The sequence below is a fragment of the Solirubrobacter ginsenosidimutans genome (assembly GCF_027587205.1).
In genome coordinates, this window is the sequence record NZ_JAPDOD010000089.1 from 1 (window position 1) to 22,870 (window position 22,870).

Below are 22,870 nucleotides of genomic sequence, written 5' to 3' on the forward strand. Positions count from 1 at the left end.
GGTGGGCCGCGACCGCGAATCCGCGCCCGCGGCGGCGGCACGGCCCGACGGCGAATCCGCGCCCGCGGCGGCGGCCCGGCCCCACGGCGAATCCGCGCCCGCGGCGGCGGCACGGCCCGACGGCGAATCCGCGCCCGCGGCGGTCAGCAGCACCTGTCCGTGTTCCGCGCGCAGCGTTCCCGTCTCGTCGACCCTCGCGTCGAGGAGGCCTGTGGCTTCCAGCGCGCGTTCCAGTCCCGCTCGTGCTGCGTCGTCGAGGTGCGGCGCGAAGTCGCACAAGCGCCAGAGCGGTGTCCCCGCCTGCGAGGCGTCGCGCCAGGGCGCGAACGGCGGTGGGGTGTCCTTCGCCGCGCTCAGGTCGCGGCGTTCGCCGGCCAAGACCGTCAACCGCTCAGAGAGCTCGGCGCGCTGGGCGCGGGCTTGCTCCTCAGCGACGGCGAGCTCCCGCGTGGCGCGCAGGACCGGGCCCTCGAGGGCGGAGGCCAGGTCGCGGCGGCGGTCGTTGAGGTCCTCGGCGCGGCGCAAGAGCGCCGTGCGCTCGTCCCGGTCCAGGCGCAGCTCGGAGAGCTCGTCCACCCACGACGAGACCGCCGCGGTCAACGAGGCTTGGACGCCCTCGCGCGCGAGTTCGAGCTCGTCGCGACGCCCGCGCAGGTCGCGCTCGGACGCTTCCGCCGCCTCCAACGCGCCTCGCGCGCGGTCCGAGACCTCGCGCGCACGCGTCGCGGCCGTCTCCAACTCCACGAGGCCGCGCACCGCGCCACGGCGCGCGCGGCGCGCGCCGTCGAGCACTTCGACGCCCGAGACGGTCAGCGGCAGCTCCACCAGATCCGCGAAGCCCGCCCGCGCGCACGCGTCGCGCAGCGTCTCCCCCACGTCCGCGACGGACACCTCCGCCGAGGCCAGCTCACGCGCGGCCGCCGCCAACGACGAAGCGCTCTCTGTCACCTCAGAAAGCAGCTCCGCGGCGCGCGCCTCCGCGCGCTTCGCCCGCTCCTGCTGGTCGGACGCCTGCTTGCGGGCCACATCGACCTGCTCGACGGCCTGCCAGCGCTCCGATGCGCGCAGTGCCTCGAGCTCGCCCTGCGTGCGGGCGGTGTCCTCGCCCAGCGCGACCAGATCGCGCTCGGCACGGGCGACGGCATCCTCGGCCAGGTGCCGCAAACCGTCGAGCTCGAGCTCCTTCTTCGCCGCCCGCCGCGCGGCGCGCACCACGTCCTCCGCGGCGCCGAGCTCGCGCGCCAGGACGCCGCGCGCGAAGTCCCGATAGCGCGCCACGAAGGCAGAAGCCGCGCCGTCGGCCTCGCGCAGCGCCGCCAATTCCACCCGCAGCGACTCGAGCTCGTCGAGCTTGCCGCCGACGCCGCCGAGCAGCTCGGCGTCGATCTCCGGCAGCGCGAGCTCGAGCAGCTGGGTCGTCTGCCCCACGTCGATCGACTTGCCCAGCTGCGCCGACCGCAGCCGGCGCATCAGCTTGATCATCGCCAGGTAGCGCCGCTCGGAGAAGCCGAACAGCAGCCCGTTGACCCGCGCGCGGTACTCCTCGGCGGAGTCGAACACCTCGACGTCGGGCAGCTTGGCCGCGTCCTTGCGCCCCAGCGGCGCGCTGTCGTCGCGGACCAGCATCACGTGCGGGTCGATCATCACCGGCGTGTCCCAGACCAGGAACCACGGGTCATGCCGGGTGTCCGCCGACATCTTCACGCCCAGCGCCAGAGTGACCCAGCGCTCGGAGCCGTCCGCATCCAACTGCGCGAACTGCACCCACGAATAGCCGAGCCGCCGCGTGTACAGGCCGTCCAAGAGCAGGTGGTAGGCGATCGACCGCTGGCCGTCGGACGTCGAGAGGTTCGAGGCGCTCAGGTTGCCGTCGAGCAGCAGCGGCATCACCAGCTCCATCGCCGTCGACTTGCCCGAGCCGTTGGAGCCGCGCAGCAGCAGGTGCCCGTCTTCGGCGTCGAAGACCTGGTTGGCGTAATGGAACAGGCTGATCAGCCCGCAGCGCATCAGCTTGAAGCGTTCGGTCACAGGTCCTCCAGAGCGAACGTCAGTTCATCGTCGAGCCGCTGCTGCGCCTCGGTCATATCCACGTAGTTGAGGCGAGCGATCGCCGGCAACGGCACCACCTCGGAACCGGTCACGCGCACGAGCCGCATCGCCGCCAGGATCTCGACCGCCCGCGCGGCCATCTCCTCCGGCTCCTCCCCGCACAGCGCGTCGCCCCACCGCGCGTGCAGCGCCGAGCAATCCGCGACCAGGTCTGAGAGCGTCATCCGCGACTGACCGCCCCGCACCCGCCCGCAGATCGCCTCCGCGAGCAGCAGCGTGACCTGCCGCGTCCACGGCCGGGCAGCCGGAAAGCGCACGTCGGTCAGCGGCTCGGCCGAGCCGTCGATCAGCGCCGTGCCCTCGCGCCGGCGCTCGGCCTCGAGCCCGAGCCACGCCGCCAACCCCGTATCCCGCGAGCCGCGGACCTTCAGGTAGTGCGCACGATCGGCGTCCGAGAGCTCCGCCAGATACAGCACCGGGTCCTCGACCAGCCGCCGCGACACGCGGTGGCTGCGCCGCAACGCATCGCCCTCCTCGCCGCCCGGGTAGACGCCGCCGTACACGAGATCCCGCGCCTCCCGCGCCCCGACCACCCGCGGCGCGACGATCAGGTCGTCCAGCGGCGAGTGCATGACGTCGAACAGCGTCTCGTCCTCCTCCGAGCCGGTTCGCACCCACCCGTCGGCGTGACCCGCGATCGCCACCAACACGCCGAGGCCGCTCAGGAACTGAAAGACGTCGGCGAGGCAGCGGCGGTCCTCCAGGCGCTCGAGGTCCAGCGCGATCCCGTCCTCGGCCGCGAGCGACCGCACCTCCTCCGCCAGCAGGCCGATCGTCGTCTGCGCCCGCGCCCGCTCGCACGCGGCCAGCGCCAGCGCGAAGAGCACGTAGTGCCGGCGGGTGAACGGCTGCCAGGTGTCGGGATGGCCGCTGCGCGCGATCCGGGCAGGACGATCGGTGCGCAGCTCGTGCGAGCGCTTGCGCAGGCGGGCGTGCCCCGCGCGGACGACCAGCTCGTAGCCGAGCTCGCGCTGGAACTCCGAACGCAGCCGCTCGGCGTGCGCGCGAACCGTCCCGAACACCGGATCTCCCGCCAAAAGCAGCGGGCGGGACAACAGGGCGCGCCGCGCGTCGCGCAGCCGCTCCTCGAGCTCCTCGGCGTCGAGCGCGGTCACGAACCGACCCCCGCGCGACCGACCTGGATCAGCAGGTCCGGGCTCTCGAGCACGCCGCCGTCGCCGATCCGCACCGCCGCGACCGGCAGCGCCTCGCCCATGTCGAGCACCGTCAGCTGCAGTGTGCCGTCGTCGGAGTAGCCGACGGACCCGGTCGACATCGCCATCCCGAGCGCGTCGAGCAGGACGTCGAACGAAGACTCGTCCAGGACCGGCAGCGCAGACAAGCGGGCGGGCTCGGAGGGAAGCCGGTCCAGCAGCTCGGACACCAGCGCGCGCCGGCGGAGCTCCTCGTCCAGCGCCATCGCGTGGGCCTCGCGCGAGTCCGCGATCGGCGCCATCCGGCCCACGGCGACCTCGCCGCGGCCGGGCCGGCGCAGGAAGCCCTGGACGGGTGCGAACGGCGCGTCCCACCACGACTCGCCCGGGGACACGGAATCCGGGTCCAGCTCGGGCACCGACAGGTGACGCACGCCGTGCAGCCCGAACGCGGCGGCGTGGATGGCGTGGCAGGTCTCTTCGTCGGGCGCGGCCGCGAACAGCGCCGCCAACGCGCGATATTCGGACGAGCGGTTCACCCGCTGGACGCGCCGCTCGCGCAGGCGGCGGACGCCGCGCAGGATCCAGTCGATCGCCGCGTGCAGGTGGGTGTCCAGCGAATGCAGCTGCGAGTCCCGGCCGCCGAACCAGGTCGAGATCTCCGCCCACTGGCGGCGCAGAATCGCGATCCGCCGCGCCAGGATCTCCTCCTCGGTCAGCGTCGGATGCGGCGCGACCGCGAGCGACGCGACCGTGCGCAGCATCGCCGCCTCGCCCTCCGGGTCGGCGTGCAGCGCCGCGACGTGGGCGCCGATCGCGTCCGCGTGCTGACCGAGCTCCCGCCAGAAGCCGCTCAAGTAGTCCGCGACCTTGCGCTTGTAGTCGGCGAACGTCGCCTCGTCGATCGCGTCGTTGGAGGCCATCGTCGCCGACAGCTCGCGCATGAACTGGGCCGCGCCCGCGCGGAGATCCTCGAACTGGGCGTGCAGCTCGGTGAAGGTGCTCTGCAGCTCGTGCGGGGAGAGCTCCGCGTGCCGCACGAGCTGCGCCAGGAGCGCGCGGATCCGCGCGAGCCGGTTCGCATCCAGGCTCCCGACTGCCTCGACCAGGCCGCCGAGCTCGTCGAAGAACTGCTCGATCCGCTCGCCCAGCCCGGTCGCGTCGTAGGAGAAGTGGTTGTGGCGCAGCTCCGCGGCGGTCCTGACCCGCTCGAAGCTCTGCATCGAGTCCACGACCTTGAGCTCCTCGAGCTCACGCAAGGAGCCCGCCACTTGCTCAGGGGTGACGTCGAGGGCCAGCCGGGCCGTGATCTCGGTCAGGCTCAGCCGCAGCTTCGCCCCTCGCGCGCGGTTGTCGATCAGCACCCGCATGACCGCGCGGTGCAGCGCGACGTTCGGGTAATTGGCGTAGGCGACCGCCCTGATCGATCCGGATTCCACGCCCCCGAACGTACGAGGCGCGGCGGACGGCTCCACCGTGACGCGGGCCCGATCGGCCCGGTGCTGTTCGGCGTCAAGCCCGGCGGCGCGCCGTGGGTCATCAGCAAGGGCGAGGCCGAGGCGCGCGGCGACGGCAGCGTCAAGGTCGCTGCTCAACCCGGCACCCAACGGCACCGTGGCCGCGGCCTATATCGCCGCGACCGGCGCGTAGCGACCCACGTCCTGCCCGGCCGCGGCGCGGCCGGGCAGAATGCCGTGTGTGCTGTTCTCGCCGGAGTTCCATGAGCCACTGACCGCGCGCGGGTGGGACGAGGCGTGGGTAGGCGCGCAGATCGAGCGGATCGCCGACGATGCGGTCGCCGCCGTCGGGGACGACGGGCTGTGGCCGATGCATCCCTCCGACTACGACCAGGGCGACGAGGACTACGTCCGCCACGGCCTCTACATGGGCGCGGCGGGGATGGTCTGGGGGCTGCGCACGCTCGGCTTCGAGCCGCCGAGCCACGACCTCTACGCGCACTACCTCGCCGAGCCCGACTGGCCAGGCGTCGTGCCGGGCTACCTCATAGGCGAGTCGGGGATCCTGCTCGCCTCCCGGCAGATCGACGACCGCCTCCATGACGCGATCCTGCGCAACGTCGGCAACCCGACCAACGAGCTTATGTGGGGCGCGCCGGGGACGATGCTCGCCGCGCTGTACGCCTACGAAGCGACCGGCGAGCAACGTTGGGCGGATGCGTGGCGCGCGAGCGCCGAGGAGCTCTGGGCACGCTGGCCGGCCGGCGAGCTGTGGACGCAGGACATGTACGAGACGATCAGCGTTTACATCGGCCCGGCACACGGCTTCGCGGGCAACGTGCGCTCGCTCTGGCTCGGGCGCGACCTGCTGGACGACACGCGAGCCGCCGAGCTGGAACGCCGCGCGATCGAGACCACGACGGCGCTGGCCTTCCGCGCGGACGGGCTCGCCAACTGGGCCCCGAACCCCGGTCCCCTCGCCCACCGCGACCGGATCCGGGTCCAGTGGTGCCACGGGGCGCCGGGCATGGTGGCCTCGCTCGCGTCGCTCGGGCGCGAGGACGAGGCGTTCGGCGCGCTGTTGAGCGAGGCGGGCGAGCTGACCTGGCGCGCCGGCTCGCTCGCCACGGGCCTCGGCCTCTGTCACGGCACCGCGGGGAACGCCGTCGCCTTCCTCGCGCTGCTGGACCGCACGGGCGATGAGCGCTGGCTGGACCGGGCGCGGCGCTTCGCGGTCCACGCGCTCGAGCAGGTGCAGCGCGAGCGAGCGCGCCATGGGTTCGGTCGCTACACGCTCTGGACGGGCGACCTCGGCGCGGCCGTGGTGGCGAAGAGCTGCCTCGACGGCCGTCCCGGGATGCCGTCGCTGGATTGGCTCTGACTCCCAGGTTGCTGCCAGGAACCAGCGTCATGGTGAGTGGATGCTGAAGAAACGGCGCACGTTGCTGTACGTGCTGAGCGGGTTCGTCGTCCTTGCGGTGGGCGCGTTCGCGTTCGCCTACTTCGTGCTCTTCCCGACCGACTCGCCGGACAAGTTCACACTCAGCGACACCGCGGCTACACCCGCCGCGACGGCGACCGCCACGGCCTCCGCCGCCGCCGGCACGACGACGTGGGCGATCGCCGACGGCTCGGAGGCGGGCTATCGCGTGCGCGAGAAGCTCGCGTTCCTGCCCGCCAAGAACGACGCGGTCGGTCGCACGTCGGCGATCACCGGCGAAGCCGAGTCCACGGGCGACGGCGACGCCCTGAAGATCACGAAGGCGTCCTTCAAGATCGAGGTCTCGACGCTCACCAGCGACCAGGACCGCCGCGATCAGCGCATCCGGTCGATCGGCATCGAGAGCGACCGGTTCCCGACCGCGACGTTCGTCCTCGCCGAGCCGATCGCGCTGACCAAGAAGGAGGTCGACGCGACCGGCGATCTGACGCTGCACGGCGTCAAGCAGCGGGTGACGATCCCGCTCCAGGTCCGCCGATCCGGCTCGACGCTGGAAGCCGTCGGCTCACTCAGCTTCCCCTGGGGCGACTTCGGCATGACCGCTCCGAGCGTGGCCGGCTTCGTCAGCGTCGAGGACACGGCCACGCTCGAGTTCGATCTCAAGCTGGCTCAGGGCTGACGGTCACTTCTTCCAGATGTAGCTCACCCGCTGGTCGACGTGGAACTCGTCCAGGCTGAAGTTCTTCGGGTCGGAGTTGCACTTGAAGAACTGCTTCACGTCGCCGATCTTCGTCTTCGGACCGATGTCCTTCAGCACGTCGACGTACACCGTGTGACCCTTGATGTCGAAGATGTAGGCGCCCGGCGTCAGCACCACGCGGCCTGGAAGCTCGGTCCACCTGCTGCGGCCGGCGAACACCATCTGATAGCCCCAGTCGTTCATGACGGCGCGGCGGGCGGACGAGTCGTCGTACTGGAGCGGCACGTTCAGGCCCATGTAGTGGTCGTGCATGACCTGCACGCCCGCCAGCAGCGATGTCGGGGGCTGGGCCGCCAGCGCGGCGACCTTCGCGCAGGCGAAGCCCTCGATCTTCAGCAGCGCGATCAACACGCACATGAACTCCCAGTAGGTCTTCACCGGGTTGGCGGATTCCTTGGGCTTGTTGCGTTTGCCGCCCTTGTTGCCGCGGCTCGCTTCGCGCTCCTGTCTCGCCCGCTCCTGGGCGGCCTTCGTCTCCTCACCCTTTCTCGGCGAATTGACGGCTACATGGGCATCCGGCAGATCGGGCGCCTCCGGCAGATAGTCCTCGGGGTCCATCACCAGGTCGATGGTGGCCTCCGCGGCCGTCTTGATCTGGTTGTCCGCGTAGTGGTGCAGAAGCTTGTGGGTGTCGATCGCGGCCGCCTTGAACGTGCCACCCAACCCCTTGTCGCCCTTGTTGTCCCACACCTTCGCGCCCCGGACGCCCAGCTCGGCGTCAGCGACCGTGGTGACCTGCGACAGCAGCGGATAGTTGAGGCCGGTCTTGAAGTGCTCGCGGCCGCCGCCACCGGTGATGATGTCGAAGACGCGCTGCTCCGGCGCGTCCTCGTTCTGATAGGTGCCGTCCCAGTGGAGCCTGCGATCGGCGTACGACTGCGGGATCTTGACCTCGTTGATCGCGTCGTCGGCCAGCAACCGCGAGATCACGGCGCGATTGCCGGCACTGCGCTGGAGCGCCAGCAGGGCGGCGACGTTGGGCGGGCGCCGCGACGACCCGGGGTGCTGCGCCTGCTCGGACTCCGGTGGAGCCGCGCGCCGCCGGAGGCGTTCATGAGAGGACACGAACGGGTCCTACCACACGCTTGGGGCCGGCACTAAGACACCGGATGCCGGATTATCCGTGCCGGTCATCGCGTGAGGGTCACGGTCATCGTGATGGGTTGCCCGAGCGCCTTGCCACGGCCGTCCTCCGGTCGCATGGTCACGGTGACCGCGGCCGTCTTATAGGTGCGCAGGCGCTTGGCGACACTGCGCTGGATCTGCGCCGGGAACTTCAACCGGACAGACCGTTTGGCGCCGACGCGGGCGAGCGAGCCCTTCCGCTCCGAGAATGAGTACCGCATGGAGTATCCGAGCGTGCAGCGCGGGCGACAGGACGCGGTGACGGCCACGCCGGACTTCGAGAAGCGCTCGCGCCCGGGCGCCGAGACGTTCAACACCGCGGCCGGACCGCCCGGCGCGATGGCGTAGATCGCTCCGGCCGCGTCGGCCGCGACGCCGTTGACCCCGTTGAGGTTCCCGCCGGCGGCGACCACGGACTGCTTGCCGCGCGAGATCCGCAGCACGCCGCTCGTGAGGTCGGCGACGATCACGTCGCCCGACGGCGTCACGGCGAGGTCCACCGGGTCGCGCAGCAGGCCGCCCTTGGCGATCGTCGCGCTCGCCCCGCCGGCCGGCGTGATCCGGACGATCGTGGCCGGGTACCGGTCCCCGGCCGGGAAGGCGATCAGCAGGTTCCCGTCCTGAGTCGCCGCGACCGGACCGGGATCGTTGCACCCGAGATCGGAGGGGAACGTCCGGTCGCCGGTCGCCGTGTCGATGGCGACCACGCCGGCGTAGCTGCTCTCCCCCGCGGAGTCCTCGCCGAGGCAATCGGAGGGCGAGACCCCATACAGCGTCGCGCCCGAGAGCGTGAACGAGTACGGATTCAGCGGGCCGCCCTCATCGACCGGTTGAAAGGGCGAGAGGATCTTCTGCGCGAAGGGTGCCGCGGCGTCGATGCTCACCACGCCGGCCTGGCCGTCGAGCGAGTAGACCGTCGTGTCCGTGGCGGCCAGGTCCACCGGGTTCTCGGTCGGGACCGTCGTCGCGAAGGGCGTGATCGCGAACCCGGGGGCGGTGAGCGAGTAGATGCCGGAGGCGTTCGGGCGGTCGTCGGCGACGTAGACCGTGCCGGACGGCGCGACCGCGACGGCGGTGAGCCGGCCCCAGGGCGCGCCGGCGGCGAGGACGGTCTGCGCGCCCGTCGACGGATCGATCCGGATCACTCTCGGGCTGGCGGGATCCGCGCCCAGTGCCGTGGCCGGGAAACCGACCGCGGCCGCGGCCACCAGGGCCGTTGCGAACCGCCGTGTCTGGACGAACATCACGTGTCCTTTCGAAGGCATCAGCGGGCGAGGACCACGGTGAGGTTGACTTCCTTGCCGATGGTCTGGTGGTTGCCGTCCAGCGGCACCAGCTTGACTCTGACCTTCATCGACCGCTTGCGGCGCAGCGTCTTGGAGAGCAGGCGCTTGGTCTCCGCACCCATCTTCAGCCGCAACGTCCACTTGGTGCCGGGGCGGTCGATGAGCTCGAAGCCGGTGCCGGCGTAGGACTGGCCGGGAAACGTCATGCGGTAGGCGAGACCGCAGCGCGGGCGGCAGGTGACGCTGACGCGGATGCCTGAGGAGAAGCGCTGGCGGGCCTTCGCCGTCGCCTTCAACGTCGCCGTGCCGGACGCGGTGACGTAGATGTTCCCGCTCGGGTCGAGCGCGACCGAGCCGGACTGCGTGAAGTCGCCACCGGACGCGATCGTGGTCTGCTTGCCGGTCGCGGTCGAGATCCGCAGCACGCCGCTCGTGGCGTCGGCGACGATGAGGTCGCCCGACGAGGTGATGGCGATACCCGCCGGCGCGCGCAGCTTGCCGCCCGTGGCTACCGGCGTGACCGTGCCGCTGACCGGGTTGAGCCGGACGATCCCGCTCGACGAGCCGTTGACATCCACCCGGCCGACGAACAGGGTCCCATTCGGCGCGGCGACGATCGCTGACGGATAGCCGCAGCCGAGGTCACCGACCGTCTGTCGGCTCCCGGTCGTGGTGTCGATGGCGACCACCGCGGCGTTGTGGCCGTCGGGAGCACATGCCGGGTCCGTCGTCGTATACAGGGTCGAGCCGACGACCGCGAACCCACGGACGTGCTCGGGCGAGAAGAGCGTCTGCGTGAACGGCGGGTTGGCGTCGATGCTCGAAACCCCGGTGCTCCCACCCGCGTACAGGGTCGACCCGGAAATCAGCAGGCTGCTCGCACCGGCCTTTGCGAGCGGCGTGACGGCGAAGCCCGGGGCGCTGAGCGAGTAGATGCCGCCCTGGTCGGCGACGTAGACGGTTCCGGACGGCCCGACCGCGACGGCGTTCAGCGTCGTCCACGGACCGCCGCCGGCGAGCACGGTCTTGGCGCCCGTCGCAGCGTCGATCCGAATCACCCGCGGGCCCGGGGTCTGCGCGCCGAGCGCCGTGGCCGGGAAGGCGACCGCGACCGCGACGACGGTCCCGAGACTTCGCAACCGGCGTGTGCTGGGCAGCGTGGGCGTCATGGCGCCATCCTCACGACGTGAGACCCCGGGCACAAGCGGGTGAGCCCTAGACGGGTACCCGAGGGTTTTAGGGCGTCGGCGCCAAGGCCTAGAATCGGGCGCTGACGTGAGGGTCGCCGACCTGCTTCCGCCCGACACCCTTGCGACGCACGCCGCTCGCGAGGTCGTCACGCATTACAGCTCCGCCGCGCTGGTCAACCACTGCGAGCGCGCGTACCTGTGGTCCGCGGCCCTGGGCGAGCTGACCGGCGCCGCCTACGACCGCGAACTGCTCTACGTCGCCTCGATGCTGCACGACCTCGGTCTCGTGCCCGCGTTCGACAACTACCGCGCGCCGTTCGAGGATGCGGGCGGGGACGTCGGATGGGTGTTCGCCGCCGGCGCGGGTTGGCCGCCGGAGCGCCGCACCCGCGTCAAGGACATCATCGTCCGCCACATGTGGGCTGAGGTCGATCCCTCGCTCGACATCGAGGGCCATCTCCTGTGCGAGGGGACCGGGCTCGACATCGCCGGCCGCAATGCCGACACCTGGCCCGCGGCGTTCCGGGCCGAGGTCGTCGAGCGCTTCCCGCGGCTGGACCTCGCCGCTGAGTTCCTTGCGGCGTTCCAGGACCAGGCCGGCCGGAAGCCCGGGTGCGCGGCCGCGGCCGCCATCACTGCCGGCCTCGCCGATCGCATCGCCGCGAACTCCCTCGACGCTTAGCGGCCTTGCGCGCGGCGTTCGCAGTCGGGTGGGCCGAGGGGCACCCGTTCGAGGTCTGGGCGCTGTACACGAGCCGGCGCGAAGCACAGCGGCACGCTGCTGCTGCCGCGTACGTGTTCCAGGTCTTCGCGCTTCCGGTCTATGAGGACTACGGCGAGGTCCCGCGATGGCTGCGACCGCCGTGGCGGTTTGGAACGCGTTTCCGGGAGCGGGTGGCGGATGAGGTGGAGCTGACCGCCGACGCGCTGATGGAGGGCGAGCTCGAAGCTGTGGAGGCGGGGCCTGTCGTCGCGGTCATCGACTTCGACCCGCCCGAACCTCAGGAGGTGCGGCTGCTGTTCACGCACACCTCGGCTGCCGCTCCCTATCTCCAGGATCGGGCTGACTGGGCGGAGCCGCAGCGGTCGGACACGATGCCCGTCTATGGCAGCTACGAGGCCTGCCCGCCGGGGCAGCGCTACACCGCGCCCGGACCGCCACTTTCTCAGCTTGTGCTTCCGCGATAGCCCGGGAATGGCGCCGGCCATACGATGAACAGTTCATGTCTCGGATCCCAGTGGTCATCGGGCAGTACCAGTTCGCCACGAAGACGGACGCGCGGGCATATGTCTCGGACATGCTCGACCGCTACGTCGACGGCCAGCGAATCGAGAGCGACGACGAGCAGTTCTTGTGCGACCTGCTCGACCTGCACCCCGAGGCCGTGACAAAGATCGGCTGCGGTGTGTCGCACTTCACGCGCGAGGCGGATCGACGTGGCGGCCGATGCTTCTGGCTGTGGCGCACCGATGGCACACACAACGACTGGTCGACCGCTAAGGCGCTCAGGCTCACTGGCCCCCGGCACGATCTGCTCGGCGCGATGCGCTGTGAGGTCGAGGATCAACGCAACGACTTCGTGCGCGAGCAGTTCGCTGATAGAACTACCGTCATCTGCGCCATCACGGGTGTCCCGCTGACGAAGGAAGCGGCCCACGCCGACCATGCCGACCCGACATTCGGACAGATGGCACGAAACTTCCTCGCCGAAGAGGGAATCGGGACCCGATTGCCGCCTCCGCAGATCACGGACGCCGGTACCCGCCGTTACTTCAGCGACCGCGATCTCGCCCGGCGATGGAAGAGTTACCATCGCGATCATGCGGTCCTGCGCCTGACCACGGCGCACGCCAACCTCGCTCGAAAGCGCGGCCCACGGGCGCCGACGCCGTGAGCGCCGGCGACACGGTGCTCACACTAGGCGCGGCCGACGTCTCCGAAGCCACGAATCATGACGAACTACGGCCCGGTGGTGAGCGCGGCCGGGGTCCATGCGGGCCATGCGGATGTGCCGACTGGGCGTCCGAGTTCGTAGATGGCCACCGGCGAGAACGCTGAGCTGCGGGAGTTGTCGTAAAACCGTGAGCGGTGTGCAATCTGCCGCGCCTGGGCGATGAGCTCCCACAGGCGTCGGTAGCGTTGCCGAACCTTGTCCTCCGGCACCGTGTGTCCGCCATCGGTGACGCGGTAGGCGACACGCGCCACGGCCAGGTCCTCAGGCACGAGCATCACGTGCAATTCGACGAAGTAGCCAGCCTGGACGGCCTGAGCGACCAGGTCGAGTTTGCTGCGGTGGCTGAACACCGTCTCGGTGATGAACGACTCGCGACGGCTGAAGGCCTCATCGCGGGCGGCCGCCGCTGCCGAGGAGGCCTCATAGGCGTGTTGCTCTTCACGACCGGGCCACCGTTGCGCGGCGATCTCATCGGCGTTGATGAACGGCAGGTGCGTGACCGGCTGCAGTACTTCACGGGCGAACGTGGACTTGCCCGACCCGTTCGGGCCGGCCAGCACGTACAGGACCGGGCTGCTCACGCACCGCGGCCGGAGGGCCCAGCGTCGCGCATGACGACGTTGCCGTCGGCGTCAGCCTCGGGCCAGGGGCGGCCGCCGGTCCGCAGCCGATCCTCGAAGTCCAGCCCGCCGATGCGCTCGGTGAGCTGCTGATCCCACGCCGCGCGCACCATCGCCTGTTCGCGGTCGCCGAGAGCGTCGTACGGCGACTGCCCGGCTAGGACGCGAGCGATCGCGTCATGGGTCACCGCCGGTGAGGACTCCAGCTCACGACCGATCCGCGCCCAGTGGTCAAGCTGCTGAGCGGCGCTTCGGCTCTGAAGTTCGCCGGCCGCCTTGGCGGCGTCGAACAACGCCTGATCGATCCGTGTGGGAATCGTCGCCACAGCCTCAGCGTAGCACTCTGCTACAGCCGATCAACCGGTCGCGGGCTCGATGATGACCACGCGGCTACTTGATCGCGTCGTAGACCTTGAACATCGGCATGTACATGGCGATGACGATGAAGCCCACGATGCCACCCACGAGGATGATCATCACCGGCTCGAGGATCGAGGTGAGCGCCTTGACGGCGGCCGCGACCTCGGCCTCGTAGAAGTCGGCGACCTTGGTGAGCATCGCGTCCAGGTTGCCGGTCTCCTCGCCCACGGCGATCATCTGGACGACCATCGAGGGGAAGATCGAGGCTTCTTTGAGCGGATCGGTGAGCGAGCCGCCGGACTTGACGGACTCGATGACGTCGGCCATCGCCTTCTCGACGACCCAGTTGCCCGAGGTCTGGCCGGTGATCTCGATCGCCTGCATGATCGGCACGCCGGCGGAGTAGAGCGCGGCGAAGGTGCGCGACCAGCGGGCCAGGGAGATCTTTTGGACGGTCTGGCCGATCTTGAAGGGGAACTTCAGCCGGACGTGGTCCCACTGCTTGCGGCCGCTCTCGGACTTGCGCCACTTCTTGAAGGCGATCGGGCCGCCGATTGCGACGGCGATCAGCAGATACCACCGGCCGGTGACCAGGTTCGACATCTGGACCGTGACCTTGGTGATCATCGGCAGGTCGCCGCCGAAGTCGGCGAAGACCTTGACGAAGACGGGCACGATGAACGCGATCAGGCCGATCAGGACGCACATCGCGAAGGTGAGGACCACGATCGGGTAGGCCATCGCGCCCTTGACCTGGCGGCGCAGCTCGTCGTCCTTCTCGAGCTGGTCGGAGATCCGGTCCAGCGAGGCCTCCAGGACGCCGCCGGTCTCACCGGCGCGCACCATGGCGACGTACAGCGGCGAGAAGATCTTCGGGTGCTTGGCGAGCGCGTCCGAGAACGCGAGGCCGGCCTCGATGTCCTCGCGGACGGCGCCGACGGTCTCCTTGAGCTTCTTGTTCTCGAGCTGGTCCTCGAGCACGTAGAAGGCACGTAGCAGCGTCATGCCCGAGCTGATCATGGTGGCCAACTGGCGGGTCATGACCGTCAGCTCGGCGGCCTTGACGCGACCGAAGGAGAGATCGGCCTGAAGGACGTTCTTCTTCTCGCTGAGCTCCATGACCTTCAGGCCCTGCGAACGCAGCTCCTCGGTCACGGCGTCCTTGGTCGGGCCGGAGACCTGGCCCTTTGACGGGACGCCCGCCCCGTCGACGGCCTTGTAGGTCCAGACTGCGGCGCCCATCAGACACCCACCATGCTGCCGTTGGTGGTGTTCAGGCCCTGCACGAGGCGGCGCATCTCGACCGGCTGCGACGAGCGCGACTCGGCCGTGGCCATCGTGATCTTGCCGGCGCGGACGAGCGCTGCGAGCGAGGAGTCCATCGTCTGCATGCCTTCGGCGGCACCGGTCTGGATGAGCGAGTAGATCTGGTGCGTCTTGCCCTCGCGGATCAGGTTGCGCACGCCCGGGGTCGGGACGAGCACCTCGGCCGCGACGCAGCGGCCCTGGCCGTCGGCGGTCGGCAGCAGCGTCTGCGTGACGATTCCCTGGAGGCCGATCGCGAGCTGCGCGCGGATCTGGCCCTGCTGGGCGGGCGGGAAGACGTCGATGATGCGGTCGACCGTCTGCGGCGCGTCCTGGGTGTGGAGCGTCGCGAAGACGAGGTGGCCGGTCTCGGCCGCGGTCAGGGCCGTGCCGATCGTCTCCATATCGCGCATCTCGCCGACGAGGATCACGTCGGGGTCCTGGCGCAGCGCGGCCTTCAGGGCGGTGGCGAAGGACGGAGCGTCCTGGCCGATCTCGCGCTGATTGACGAGGCAGCGCTTGTGCTTGTGCAGGAACTCGATCGGGTCCTCGATAGTGAGGATGTGATCGTCGCGGGTCTCGTTGATCTCGTTGATCAGCGATGCCAGCGAGGTCGACTTGCCGGAGCCCGTCGGTCCGGTCACGAGCACGATCCCGCGCGGCTTCTTGGCGAACTCGCGCACGACCGACGGCAGGCCGAGCTTCTCGATCGGCACCGTCTCGGACGGGATCAGGCGGAAGGCGGCGCCGAGCGTGCCGCGCTGGAAGAACGTGTTGACGCGGAAGCGGCCGACGCCCGGGACGCTGTAGGCGAAGTCGAGCTGCCAGTCGGTCTCCAGCGTCTGGCGCTGGGAGGAGCTCAGGATCGCGTAGACGATCTCGCGCGTGTCGGTCGGCGTCATGTTCGGCATGCCCTCGAGCGGGACGAGCGAGCCTCGGACGCGAATCGTGGGCGGGGCGCCCGAAGTGATGTGGAGGTCGGATGCCTTGTGCTCAACGACCTTGAGCAGGATGTCCGCGAAATCGAAGTTCATGCCACCCTTGTCATCGGCATCCGAGCCGATGGACTGAAGTGGGGTGAAAGCCCTAGGCGCGCTTAGCGCGTGCCGGCGACGCGGGCGATCTCGGCGATCGACGTCATGCCGCGGCGGACCTTCTCTAGGCCGTCCTCGCGCAGGCGCATCATGCCCTCGTGCACAGCGGCGTGCATGATCGTCTCCGCGGGCTCGCGGGAGACGGCGAGGGAGCGGATCGCGTCGCTCACCCACATCACCTCGTAGAGCCCGATCCGGCCCTTGTAGCCCGAGCCGCCGCAGCGGGCGCAGCCGACGGGCTCGTAGGCCTCGAGGTCGAGGCCGACGTTGAAGCCGTTGGCGCGCATGACCTCGCTCGTGATCGTCGTGCGCTGCTTGCACTCCTCGCAGAGCAGCCGCGCGAGGCGCTGGGCGACGACGCAGTCCACCGCGGAGCCGACGAGGAAGGGCTCGACGCCCATCTCGATCAGGCGGGTGATGGCGCCCGGGGCGTCGTTGGTGTGCAGCGTGCTCAAGACCAAGTGGCCGGTGAGCGCGGCCTCGATGGCGATCTGCGCCGTCTCGCGGTCGCGGATCTCGCCGACCATGATGATGTCTGGGTCGGCACGCATCATGGAGCGCAGGCCCGAGGCGAACGTCAGGCCCGCCTTGTTGTTGACCTGCACCTGCGTGATGCCCTGGAGCTGGTACTCGACCGGGTCCTCGATCGTGATGATGTGCTTCTCGATCGTGTTGAGCTGGTTGAGCGCGCCGTAGAGCGAGGTCGACTTGCCGGAGCCGGTCGGGCCGGTGACGAGCACCGCGCCGTGCGCCTGGCCGAACGCCTTGGTGAACCGCTCGAGCGCCTGCGGGAGCATGCCCAGCTGCTCGAGCTGGATCATGACCTTGCTCTGGTCCAGGATGCGCATGACGACCTTCTCGCCGTAGCTGGCGGGAAGCGTCGCGACGCGGAGGTCGATGGGCTTCTCGGAGACCTCGATTGAGATGCGGCCGTCCTGCGGGACGCGCCGCTCGGCGATGTCGAGGTCGGAGAGGATCTTGATGCGCGAGGTGACCGCCGGGATGGCGCTGGACGGGACGGTCGCGGCCTCCTGGAGCACGCCGTCGATGCGATACCGGACGCGCATCTCGTCTTCCTGCGGCTCGAAGTGGATGTCGGAGGCGCCGCGCTCGACGGCCTCCTTGATCACCCGGTGCACGAGCTGGATGACCGACGCGTCCTCGCCGCCGACGCCGAAGTTGATCGGCGCGTTCTCGCGCATGTCGTAGATCGGCGCGGGCGGGCGCTCCGCGGCGGCGGGCGACTGATCGGCCTCGGGGTCGTCGTCGAAGTCCTCGGGGGCGGTCGCGCCGACGCCGAAGTCCGGGTCCTCGAGGCGCTCCAGCAGCCATTCGACGTCGGCCAGCGAGGCGACGGCGGGGCGCACCTCGTAGCCCGTCATGACGGCGATGTCGTCGATCGCGAGCACGTTCGCGGGATCGACCATGGCCACGAGCAGCGTGCGATCGCCCACGAAGGAGACCGGCACCGCCTGGTAGCGGCGGACCGCGTTGGGGGCGACGAGCTTGGCGGCGTCGGGATCGACGCGGTAGAGCTTCAGGTCGACGTGGTCGAGGCCGAAGCGCTCAGCGGTCGCGCGGGAGAGATGGTCGTCGGAGAGCTGGCCGTCGGCGACCAGGATGCGTTCGGGCGCGCCGCCGCTCTCCGTGGCGCGGTCGACCGCCTCATCCATCGTCCCGCGATCGATGAAACCGAGGTCGACGATGACGTCCGCGAGCACGCGTCCGGAACCGCCACGCCTGGATGGTGTGGTGATGCCGTTGCCACGTCGTGGCTTGGTCGCGGTGTCGAAAGTTGAGCTCATCGGGCGATGTCTGTGACGGCCTCCCGCATCGCCTTGTCGGGAGCCGTCCGGCCGGTCCAGCGTTCCAATGACGCTGCGCCTTGGGCGACCAGGATCTCCAGTCCGTCGACTACGTCCGCGCCGTTCGCCTTAGCGGTGTTCAGCAGGAGCGTGCCGCCGTTCCGGTAGACCATGTCCACCACCGTGCATCCGGCACCCAGTTCATCGGCCACGATGGGGAGCGCCTTGAACGTCTCCTCAGGGTCGCGGAGCCCGACGGAGGTGGTGTTGACGACGATGTCGGCGGTTGCGACGCCCAGCGAGGCGCCGAATTCCTCCGCCAGCGCCTGCGCGCGGGCGGGTGTGCGGTTCCAGAGGTGGATCTCCTTGGCGCCCGCCTGCTTGAGCGCGTACAGCACGGCGCGGGCGGAGCCGCCGGCGCCCAGTACGAGCGCGGTCTTGTCGTAGGCGGAGCGGTTGAGCGCGGCGAGGAAGCCCGGCGCGTCGGTGTTATCGGCGTGGATGGTGCCGTCGTCGTTGAACGTCAGCGTGTTCGCGGCGCCGATCGCCCTCGCGGTCTCGGTCGCCTCGTCGGCGAGTGCGAGGGCCTGCTCCTTGTGCGGGATCGTGACGTTGACGCCCCTGAAGCCGAGCGGCTTGAGCGCCTTGACGGTCTCCGTGAAGAGGTGCGGCGGGAGCGGCAGGAGCTGGTAGTGCCAGTCATCCAGGCCCAGCTGGGCCAGCGCGGCGTTGTGCATCCGCGGCGAGCGTGAGTGGGCGACCGGCCAGCCGCACACCCCCAGGCGGATCATCAGCCGTTGGCGGCCTTGTACTTCGCGACGTCCTTCTCGAACTGGGCGTCGGTGCTGGAGAAGGCGTGTTCGCCCGACTTGCCGGGCTTGCGGACGTAGAACAGGTACTTCTTGTTCGACGGCTTGGCGGCGGCCTTGATCGACGCGAGCCCGGGGTTGCCGATCGGCGTCGGCGGCAGCCCGCGGTTGAGCCGCGTGTTGTACGGCTCGTCCTTGTCGAGCTCGGACTGTTTGATCTTGCGGGTCCAATTGTTCGTCGAATAGCGCGTCGTGGCGTCGATCCCTAGGGGGATACCCTGCTTGAGCCGGTTGTAGATGACCGCGGACACGAGCGGGCGCTCCCGCGCCAGTTGCGCCTCGCGCTCGATCATCGACGCGATGATCAGCACGTCGTAGCGCGTGAGCTTCTTGCTCTTGGCGTACTTCATGTCGACCTTCTTGAAGTTCTCCTCGAAGGCGTCGAGCTGCTCGTTCACGAGCTCACTGGCGGGCGCGCCGACCTTGAGCGTGTAGGTCGCCGGGAACAGGAAGCCTTCGGCGGTCTTGGTGCCCTTGGGCGCGCCGAGCTCACGGATCCGCTTGAGCACGGCGGGCGAGTCCGCGGCCTTCGCGTAACTGCCCTCGACCTTCTTGGACTTGTCGACGACGGGCGCGTTCTCCTTGATCGACGGGCCTTCGATGATCGTCGCGCTGACGGTCGGCGCGGCCTTCGGGTTCTCCGGGACCTTGGTCAACGCCGCGATGACCGCGCCGTTGGTCATGTCCTTCTTGAGCACGTAGTGGCCCGGGCGCAGGTTGCCGCGTTCACCGCCGAGCGTGGCCCGCAGCTCGAAGAAGCGGGCCGAGTCGACGACGCCCTGCTGCTCCAGCAGCTTCGCGATCTCGCCGGCGTCGGTGTTCTGCGGGATGTTGACGATCGCCGAGCCGCTGCCGTCGGAGTGGAACGGCTGGAAGGTCTGGTTGAACGCGTAGAGCACCGCCGCGAACACGAGGACGACCACGAGCGTGAAGATCCGCCGGCCCCAGTGCGCAGCGCCCTTCGGCCGCGGGCCCTTCGGCGCCTTGGGCGGACGGGAGCGGCCCTTCGGAGCGTTCGGGGCGGCGCGCCGGCGCGCCGGTTCGGCCGGGCGCTCAGGCGCCTTTCGCAGTGGCACGGGCGGCCGAACCTCGGTCTCCTCAGGCGGATGATGCTCGCCGGTCTCGAACGCCGAGTCGTGCTCGGCGGTCTCCGGCCGCGACGTGGCGAACGCGTGCACCTCATCGTGGTCGCCCGGGAAGCCGCGGGCCGCGACCAGCCGCGGCTCGTCGTCGCTCGGTTCGCCGAGTGGCGCGGGGATCGCGTGCTCCTCGGTCTGGAACGGCGTGTACTCGACCGTGGGCTGATGGACGACTTCGTCGCGCGGTGCCTCGTCGCGCGGGTTGGCGCTGCCGGCGTTCTCGCGCAGGGCACGAGCCTCGGCAGCCGCGGCGGCGCGGGCGGCATCGTCGACGGCGGAGCCGTTCGCTGCAACGTCTGCTTCGTGACTCTCGGTGTGAGGTTCGGCGGCCGGTTCGGGGACTTCGTCCGCGATCGCGTCGGCGACGGGCAGCGGCGCTGCGGCGAGGTCGTCGCGCGGCGCGTCGTCGTCGTCGCGTGGCGCGTCGTCGTCGTCGCGTGGCGCGTCGTCGTCGGTGCGTGGCGCGTCGTCGTCGGCGCGCACGACGTTGGCACGTGGCACGGCGTCGTCGGCCCGCGGCGTTGCGGCGTCAAACGGCGCGTCGTCGTCGGCGCGCACGGCGTCGGCACGTGGCACGGCGTCGTCGGCGCGCGGCGTTGCGGCGTCAAACGGCGCATCGTCGCCGGCGCGCACGGCGTCGGCATGTGGCGAGGCGTCGGCGCGCGGCGCGATGGCGGCCTCGTCGGCGCCCGCGGCCTCGGCGGGCGGCGGAGCGGCCTCGGACGGCGGCTCCTCCCACGCGACCGGTTCCGGTTCCTCCTCGTGCAGCGGTTCGTGCGGCTCGACGTCCGGCGGGCGGACGGTGTATTCGAACGCCTCTGGCGGCAGGGGCTTACCCGCGCGGCGAGCAGCGCGATTGGCCGCGGCGCGGGCGCGGTCCTCAGCTGTGCGGGGTTGGTCCGAGCGTTTGCCGAACACGGATAAACCGGCGGAGTGCTGCCCTGGCGCGCCGGGCGGATTCCCGAGGGGCGACAGGGTCAGCGACCGCCGGGCATCCTAGCGAGCGTTCCTGACAGAGCCGCGTTCGGCAGGGGACCTCCGGCTCGGTGGTTGGCGCGATAGGTGACCTTGAGAGCGCTGATGCGGCCCTTCTCGAGCCGCCGAAGCACGTCTCGCGCGCGCCCCGCAACCCCGTGGTCGACCATGCGCGTTCAGCTCGTCTGAGTGCGGGCCTGTCGCGCGTATTCGACTGTTCGACGTGGCGCGTTGATGGGGGTGATGCACAAATGCGTCCCCTGAGGAAACGTTTGTGCAGCACCCCCTCGCCCCTCGGCTGATCGTTGCCGGTGCCGAGTCGTCGATCCCTAGGTCGTGTGCCGGTCCTCGGCCACGAGCAGGAGGTGCTGCGGGGTCCCGTCCTCGGCGCTGGCGACCGACAGGCGGCCGACGACCGGGACCATCAGGCCCTGGCCGTGCATGTAGGTGCTCTGAACCTCGGCCTCGCGCAGTTCGCCGATGCCCATCTGCCGGAGCTGCTCGAGCTGCTCCTTGTAGTCGCGACGGTCGTGCGGGGACGGCCAGGCGGCCTTCGTGAACTCGTGCTCCTTGTACCCCACGAGCTTGGTGAAGGCGGGGTTGAGCTCCTTGAACTTGCCGTCGAGGGCGAGGATCGCCATCGGCTGGACGGCGTCGTCGAAGCCGTGGCGCGGCTCGCGCTTGACGGGCTCGGGCTTGGTGGCGGGGCTGGAGACGGTCGCCTGACGGCGCGCCGGCTGGTTGCGCGCGGCGGCCAGCCCGAGGATCTGCTGGAAGACCTCGGTGACGCGCTCGGTCGAGCCGTCGCCGACGTGCTGCGCGGCCTTGCGTGCCGACTCGGCCTCGCGACGCGCGATGACCGCGGCCTGGCCGGCGGAGCTGAGACCCTGCTTGAGCTCGTCGATGCCCTTGAGCGCGAACGTCAACTCGGATTGCAGCGCGATGATCCGCTCGTCGCCCTGGTTCGCGGCAGCGCGGGCGGCTTCGGCGGCCTCGCGGGCGCCCGCGAGCTCCGCCCGCAGGAACTCGATGCCGCGCGCGGCGGTCTCGGCGACGTGGCGGACTTCGCTCAGCTCGGCGCGCAGCGCGGCCGTGCGCTGCTCGCCGGCACGGCGCTCGGTGTCGACGAGCGCGCTGGTCTCACTGACGGTGGTCCCCAGGCGCTCGACGTGCGAGCCGACGGCGTCGAGGCGCTCGCGGCTCGCGCCGAGCTCGGACTTGAGCGCGCCCGCCAGATGATCGGCGGCGGCGAGGCGCTCGACGAGCCCCTCCCCCACATTGCGCGCCTCGGCCCGGACGGCTTCCAGCTGCACCGCCGTGCGCTCGCTGTGCGCGTCGAGGTCGCGCCGCGTGGACGCGCTCTCTTCGCGGGCGCGGGCGGCGTCGTCGCGGGCGGCGGTCGCCGCGTCGCCGGCGGCGGCGGCGACCTGACGCGCTCCGAGCGCCTCAGTCTCGGCACCGTGCGCCTGGCTCTTTGAGACCTCGAGCTCGCCGCCGAGGCGCGCGATCAGGCCGCGCAGCTCCTCGGAGTCCTGGCGACCGCTCTCCTGCGCGCCCTGGGCGAGCGAGATCGCCTCGTCGACGGTCGAGCGCAGCGCGCGCACGTCGGCGAGCACGGAACCGGCGCCGCGATCGACGAGCGCGATGCGATCCAGCGCATCCTCGGCCGCCGTGAGCGCCTGCTGGGCGAGGCCGACGTCCTCGCGGGCGTTGAGCCGGTCGCGCAGTGCGGCGAGGTCTTCGGCGCTGGCGAGCCCGTCGAGGCGCGCGGTCAGCTCGTCGCGGGTGACCGCGCCGTCGGAACCGGTGAAGCCGTCGAGGCGGGCGCGCAGCTCGGCGATGTCGTCGCGGGCGGCGAGCGACTCGAGGCGCGCGGCCAGCTCGACGACCTCGTCGTGGTCGGCGAGCGTCGCCAGGTCCTCGCGGGTCGCGAGGCCGTCGAGGCGCGCGGCCAGGTCGGCGACCTCGTCGCGGGCGGCGAGGCCGTCGACGCGGGCGCGGAGCTCGTCGAGGTCGCTGCGCCCGGCGACGTCGTCACGCGAGGCGAGACCGTCGACGAAGGAGCGAAGCTCGGCGACGTCGTCACCTGAGGCGAGGCCGTCGACGCGGGCGCGGAGTTCGTCGAGCTCGCCGCGGCCGGCGACGTCGTCACGCGACGGAAGACCGTCGACGCGGGCGCGGAGTTCGTCGAGCTCGCCGCGGCCGGCGACGTCGTCACGCGACGGA

Annotated in this window: 20 protein-coding genes; 6 read left to right on the forward strand and 14 right to left on the reverse strand. The window is 70.7% G+C overall.

Features of this window, described 5'->3' with window-relative positions:
- The 3 genes from OM076_RS42980 to OM076_RS42990 all read right to left on the reverse strand — a co-directional run.
- Nucleotides 1-2,028: TIGR02680 family protein (locus OM076_RS42980; RefSeq protein ID WP_270046383.1), on the reverse strand; the 2,028-nt coding region annotated here is incomplete at its 3' end.
- Nucleotides 2,025-3,224, reverse strand: a complete 1,200-nt coding sequence (locus OM076_RS42985) for a TIGR02678 family protein (RefSeq protein ID WP_270046384.1) — start codon at nucleotides 3,222-3,224, stop codon at nucleotides 2,025-2,027. The genes OM076_RS42980 and OM076_RS42985, both read right to left, overlap by 4 nt.
- Nucleotides 3,221-4,702 carry a TIGR02677 family protein gene (locus OM076_RS42990; RefSeq protein ID WP_270046385.1) on the reverse strand — a complete coding sequence of 494 codons (1,482 nt, stop codon included), beginning with the start codon at nucleotides 4,700-4,702 and terminating at the stop codon, nucleotides 3,221-3,223. The genes OM076_RS42985 and OM076_RS42990 overlap by 4 nt, the downstream gene beginning before the upstream one ends.
- 60 nt (nucleotides 4,703-4,762) lie before the next feature.
- Between OM076_RS42990 and OM076_RS42995 the strand changes: the two genes are divergently transcribed.
- Genes OM076_RS42995 through OM076_RS43005 form a run of 3 tightly spaced genes read left to right on the forward strand, consistent with a single transcriptional unit; the run spans nucleotide 4,763 to nucleotide 6,840 of the window.
- A complete protein-coding gene (locus OM076_RS42995) occupies nucleotides 4,763-4,987 on the forward strand; it encodes a hypothetical protein (RefSeq protein ID WP_270046386.1) in 225 nt (74 codons plus the stop codon).
- Complete coding sequence (locus OM076_RS43000) at nucleotides 4,962-6,101, forward strand: lanthionine synthetase C family protein (RefSeq protein ID WP_270046387.1); 1,140 nt, start codon at nucleotides 4,962-4,964, stop codon at nucleotides 6,099-6,101. Before OM076_RS42995 ends, OM076_RS43000 begins: the two co-directional genes overlap by 26 nt.
- 40 nt (nucleotides 6,102-6,141) lie before the next feature.
- Nucleotides 6,142-6,840 (forward strand): YceI family protein, encoded by a 699-nt coding sequence (locus OM076_RS43005; protein WP_270046388.1) that lies wholly within the window; start codon nucleotides 6,142-6,144, stop codon nucleotides 6,838-6,840.
- Nucleotides 6,841-6,843: 3 nt separating this feature from the next.
- Here OM076_RS43005 and OM076_RS43010 read toward each other — a convergent pair whose 3' ends face one another.
- The 3 genes from OM076_RS43010 to OM076_RS43020 all read right to left on the reverse strand — a co-directional run bounded on the left by OM076_RS43010 (nucleotide 6,844) and on the right by OM076_RS43020 (nucleotide 10,501).
- Entirely contained in the window at nucleotides 6,844-7,986 is a 1,143-nt protein-coding gene (locus tag OM076_RS43010; protein ID WP_270046389.1) for a hypothetical protein, read from the reverse strand.
- Between the two features lie 65 nt (nucleotides 7,987-8,051).
- Nucleotides 8,052-9,290 (reverse strand): NHL repeat-containing protein, encoded by a 1,239-nt coding sequence (locus OM076_RS43015; RefSeq protein ID WP_270046390.1) that lies wholly within the window; start codon nucleotides 9,288-9,290, stop codon nucleotides 8,052-8,054.
- A 20-nt stretch (nucleotides 9,291-9,310) separates the two neighbouring features.
- A complete protein-coding gene (locus OM076_RS43020; RefSeq protein ID WP_270046391.1) occupies nucleotides 9,311-10,501 on the reverse strand; it encodes a Vgb family protein in 1,191 nt (396 codons plus the stop codon).
- Nucleotides 10,502-10,607: 106 nt separating this feature from the next.
- On the opposite strand from OM076_RS43020, the gene OM076_RS43025 reads away from it, so the two are divergent.
- The 3 genes from OM076_RS43025 to OM076_RS43035 are packed head-to-tail and all read left to right on the forward strand — an operon-like array spanning nucleotide 10,608 to nucleotide 12,417.
- Entirely contained in the window at nucleotides 10,608-11,204 is a 597-nt protein-coding gene (locus OM076_RS43025; protein WP_270046392.1) for an HD domain-containing protein, read from the forward strand.
- 5 nt (nucleotides 11,205-11,209) lie between these two features.
- Nucleotides 11,210-11,710 (forward strand): hypothetical protein, encoded by a 501-nt coding sequence (locus tag OM076_RS43030; RefSeq protein WP_270046393.1) that lies wholly within the window; start codon nucleotides 11,210-11,212, stop codon nucleotides 11,708-11,710.
- A gap of 35 nt (nucleotides 11,711-11,745) precedes the next feature.
- On the forward strand, nucleotides 11,746-12,417 hold the full coding sequence (locus tag OM076_RS43035) for a DCL family protein (protein WP_270046394.1): 672 nt from the start codon (nucleotides 11,746-11,748) through the stop codon (nucleotides 12,415-12,417).
- Nucleotides 12,418-12,482: 65 nt separating this feature from the next.
- Here the strand turns inward: OM076_RS43035 and OM076_RS43040 are convergent, their stop codons facing one another.
- The 8 genes from OM076_RS43040 to OM076_RS43075 form a co-directional block, all read right to left on the reverse strand.
- A complete protein-coding gene (locus OM076_RS43040; protein ID WP_270046395.1) occupies nucleotides 12,483-13,058 on the reverse strand; it encodes an ATPase in 576 nt (191 codons plus the stop codon).
- Nucleotides 13,055-13,423 carry a TA system antitoxin ParD family protein gene (locus OM076_RS43045; RefSeq protein WP_270046396.1) on the reverse strand — a complete coding sequence of 123 codons (369 nt, stop codon included), beginning with the start codon at nucleotides 13,421-13,423 and terminating at the stop codon, nucleotides 13,055-13,057. The genes OM076_RS43040 and OM076_RS43045 overlap by 4 nt, the downstream gene beginning before the upstream one ends.
- A gap of 64 nt (nucleotides 13,424-13,487) precedes the next feature.
- Nucleotides 13,488-14,699, reverse strand: a complete 1,212-nt coding sequence (locus OM076_RS43050) for a type II secretion system F family protein (protein WP_270046397.1) — start codon at nucleotides 14,697-14,699, stop codon at nucleotides 13,488-13,490.
- Complete coding sequence (locus OM076_RS43055; RefSeq protein WP_270046398.1) at nucleotides 14,699-15,796, reverse strand: type IV pilus twitching motility protein PilT; 1,098 nt, start codon at nucleotides 15,794-15,796, stop codon at nucleotides 14,699-14,701. The genes OM076_RS43050 and OM076_RS43055 overlap by 1 nt, the downstream gene beginning before the upstream one ends.
- A gap of 62 nt (nucleotides 15,797-15,858) precedes the next feature.
- Nucleotides 15,859-17,577, reverse strand: coding sequence for a GspE/PulE family protein (locus OM076_RS43060; protein ID WP_270046399.1), 1,719 nt, complete (start codon nucleotides 17,575-17,577; stop codon nucleotides 15,859-15,861).
- 80 nt (nucleotides 17,578-17,657) lie between these two features.
- Nucleotides 17,658-18,452 (reverse strand): shikimate dehydrogenase, encoded by a 795-nt coding sequence (aroE, locus tag OM076_RS43065; protein WP_270046400.1) that lies wholly within the window; start codon nucleotides 18,450-18,452, stop codon nucleotides 17,658-17,660.
- Nucleotides 18,452-20,587 (reverse strand): endolytic transglycosylase MltG, encoded by a 2,136-nt coding sequence (gene mltG, locus OM076_RS46615; protein ID WP_270046401.1) that lies wholly within the window; start codon nucleotides 20,585-20,587, stop codon nucleotides 18,452-18,454. Before mltG ends, aroE begins: the two co-directional genes overlap by 1 nt.
- Nucleotides 20,588-20,973: 386 nt before the next feature.
- A partial coding sequence (locus OM076_RS43075; RefSeq protein ID WP_270046402.1) for a PAS domain S-box protein occupies nucleotides 20,974-22,870 on the reverse strand: 1,897 nt, incomplete at its 5' end.

What these genes read in the sequence shown, in the direction of transcription:
- OM076_RS43005 (WP_270046388.1), top strand. Translation starts at nt 6,142, where the DNA reads ATGCTGAAGAAACGGCGCACGTTGCTGTACGTGCTGAGCGGGTTCGTC.
- OM076_RS43015 (WP_270046390.1), bottom strand. Translation starts at nt 9,290, where the DNA reads ATGTTCGTCCAGACACGGCGGTTCGCAACGGCCCTGGTGGCCGCGGCC.
- OM076_RS43020 (WP_270046391.1), bottom strand. Translation starts at nt 10,501, where the DNA reads ATGACGCCCACGCTGCCCAGCACACGCCGGTTGCGAAGTCTCGGGACC.
- OM076_RS43035 (WP_270046394.1), top strand. Translation starts at nt 11,746, where the DNA reads ATGTCTCGGATCCCAGTGGTCATCGGGCAGTACCAGTTCGCCACGAAG.
- OM076_RS43050 (WP_270046397.1), bottom strand. Translation starts at nt 14,699, where the DNA reads ATGGGCGCCGCAGTCTGGACCTACAAGGCCGTCGACGGGGCGGGCGTC.
- OM076_RS43055 (WP_270046398.1), bottom strand. Translation starts at nt 15,796, where the DNA reads ATGAACTTCGATTTCGCGGACATCCTGCTCAAGGTCGTTGAGCACAAG.
- aroE (WP_270046400.1), bottom strand. Translation starts at nt 18,452, where the DNA reads ATGATCCGCCTGGGGGTGTGCGGCTGGCCGGTCGCCCACTCACGCTCG.